This is a genomic window from Streptomyces sp. NPDC042638, from assembly GCF_040647235.1.
GTDB lineage: Bacteria > Actinomycetota > Actinomycetes > Streptomycetales > Streptomycetaceae > Streptomyces > Streptomyces rameus.
This window is the reverse complement of sequence record NZ_JBEZBT010000141.1, coordinates 1-3,003: the sequence shown is the minus strand read 5'-3', so window position 1 is coordinate 3,003 and position 3,003 is coordinate 1. Positions and strand designations below refer to the sequence as shown.

At 69.6% G+C, this 3,003-nt stretch carries 1 protein-coding gene; it reads left to right on the top strand.

Translation table 11 applies throughout. The features are described 5' to 3' along the window. Positions 1–26: 26 nt before the first annotated feature. Positions 27–3,003 (top strand): beta-ketoacyl synthase N-terminal-like domain-containing protein (locus AB0B40_RS38090; RefSeq protein WP_362268219.1); only part of this gene is annotated, 2,977 nt, incomplete at its 3' end.

Here is a 3,003-nt window from a genome sequence, read left to right as displayed (position 1 = left end):
TCGTCCAGCCGGTGTTGTGGGCTGTGATGGTCTCCCTCGCCGAGGTGTGGCGGTCGTACGGTGTGGAGCCGGCGGCTGTGATCGGTCACTCGCAGGGTGAGATCGCCGCCGCGGTCGTGGCCGGTGCGTTGTCGCTTCAGGACGGGGCGAAGGTGGTCGCTCTGCGGAGCAAGGCCATCCGCGCGCTGTCGGGCCGTGGTGGGATGGTGTCCGTCTCCCTCGCCCTGGAAGCCGTACAGGAACGCTTGCAGGCGTGGGACGGCCGGCTCGCGGTCGCGGCCGTCAACGGTCCTGCTGTGGTGGTGGTTTCCGGTGACGCGGACGCTTTGGACGAACTCCTGGCGGGCTGCGAGGCGGACGGTGTGCGGGCTCGTCGTGTCGCGGTGGATTACGCCTCGCACTGCTCGCACGTGGAGGAGATCGAGGACGTACTCCTGCGTGACCTGGCGGGGGTCGCTCCGCGGGCCGCTTCGGTGCCGTTCTACTCCACGGTGACTGCTGGGGTGTTGGACACGGCCGGTCTGGATGCGGGGTACTGGTATCGCAATCTTCGTCAGACGGTTCGCTTCGCCGACACCGTGCGGGCCCTTCTCGATGACGGTTTCCGTCTGTTCATCGAGTCCAGTGCGCACCCGGTGCTGACGATGGGCGTCGAGCAGACGGCTGAGGAGCACCTCAACACGCCGATATCCGCTGTCGGTTCGCTGCGTCGTGACGAGGGTGGTCTGTTCCGTTTCCTGACGTCGGTGGCCGAGGCGTTCGTCGGGGGCGCGGCCGTCGACTGGACGCCGGTGTTCAAGGGTACGGGTGCCCAGCGCGTCGACCTGCCCACCTACGCCTTCCAACGACAGCGTTACTGGTTCGACACTACGGCCGACCCTGATGCCGGCCGGGCGGCCGAGCCGGTGGCGGATGCCGCTTCGCTGCTCCGGCGGCGCCTGGCGCCCCTGGGCGACGACGAGCAGACAGAGCTGCTCCTGGACCTGGTGCTCAGCCAGGTCGCCACGACGTTGGGTTACGAGGGTCCGGCGGCAGTCGACGCCGGCCGCACGTTCAAGGAACTCGGCTTCGACTCGCTGGGTGCCGTCGAGTTCCGTAACCGTTTGAACACCACGACCGGACTGCGGTTGCAGACCACCTTGCTGTTCGACTACCCGACCCCGGCCGTTCTCTCGCGGCATCTGAGGGCTGCGCTCGTGGGCTCGGACCGTTCGGGCAGCACCCCGGTCCGGCCCGTCCTGTCCCTCGACGAACCCGTCGCGATCGTGGGCATGGGCTGCCGGTTCCCCGGCGGCGTGCGATCGCCGGAGGAACTGTGGCAATTGATCGCCTCCGAGGGGGACGCGATCAGCGGGTTCCCGGCGGACCGAGGCTGGGACCTCGCCTCCCTGTACTCGCCGCAAAGGGGCAAGCCGGGCACCACGTACGCACGCGAAGGCGGCTTCCTCTACGACGCGGGCGACTTCGATCCCGCGTTCTTCGGTGTCTCGCCGCGTGAGGCGCTGGCGATGGACCCGCAGCAGCGGTTGTTGCTGGAGACGTCGTGGGAGGCGTTCGAGCGGGCCGGCATCGCCCCGGACGGCCGGTGGCGGGACGGGACGGGTGTCTTCGTCGGCGCCATGGCCCAGGACTACGGCCCCCGGATGCACGATGCCTCCGACGGCCTTCAGGGGTACCTCCTCACCGGAAGCAGTGTGAGCGCTGCCTCGGGCCGTATCTCGTACACGTTCGGGTTCGAGGGTCCTGCGGTGACGGTGGACACGGCGTGTTCGTCGTCGCTGGTGGCCCTGCACCTGGCCGTGCAGTCCCTGCGTCAGGGCGAGTGCTCCCTCGCGCTGGCCGGTGGAGTCACGGTGATGGCCACGCCCGGACTCTTCGTGGAGTTCAGCCGACAGCAGGGCGTCGCGGCGGACGGCCGTTGCAAGGCGTTCGCGGCGGGTGCGGACGGCACCGGCTGGGCCGAGGGCGCGGGCATGCTGCTGTTGGAGCGGCTGTCGGATGCCGAGCGCAACGGTCACCAGGTTTTGGCGGTGGTGCGTGGTTCGGCGGTGAACCAGGACGGTGCGAGCAACGGCCTCTCCGCGCCGAACGGTCCGTCGCAGCAGCGGGTGATCCGTTCCGCGCTGGCGAGTGCGGGGCTGTCCGCCTCCCAGGTGGATGTGGTGGAGGCGCACGGTACGGGGACGAAGCTGGGTGACCCGATCGAGGCGCAGGCGCTGCTGGCGACGTACGGCCAGGACCGGCCGGAGGACCGGCCGCTGTGGCTGGGTTCGATCAAGTCGAACATCGGTCACACACAGGCGGCGGCGGGTGTCGCGGGCGTCATCAAGATGGTTCAGGCGATGCAGCACGGTCTGCTGCCGCGGACGCTGCACGTGGACGAGCCGTCACCGCACGTGGACTGGTCGGCCGGTGCTGTCGAGCTGCTGACCGAGTCGGTGGCCTGGCCGGACAGTGGCCAGGCGCGGCGGGCGGGTGTGTCGTCGTTCGGTATCAGTGGCACGAACGCGCACGTGATCCTGGAGCAGGCCCCTCCGGCTGCGGCTCCGGTCCCGGCTGTGGTTCCGGTTGCGGATGGCCGTGTCGGTGCGGGGCCGACGTTGGTGCCGTGGGTGGTGTCGGCGAAGTCCGAGGCTGCGTTGCGGGGGCAGGCGGAGCGGTTGGCCGCCTCCGTGGGCGGGTTGTCGCCGGTGGATGTCGGGTTCTCGCTGGTGGCGTCGCGGTCGGTGTTTGAGCATCGGGCTGTGGTGTTGGCGGGTGAGCGGGCTGGTTTTGCGGCTGGGTTGTCGTCGTTGGTGGTGGGTGAGCCGGTGGCCGGTGTGGTGCGGGGGCAGGTGGTGCCGGGGAAGCTGGCGGTGCTGTTCTCGGGCCAGGGCAGTCAGCGGGCGGGTATGGGCCGGGAGCTGTATGAGGCGTTCCCGGTGTTCGCCGAAGCCTTCGATGAGGTGTGTGCGCGGTTCGACGGGTTGTTGGACCGGCCGTTGCGTGAGGTGGTCTTCGAGG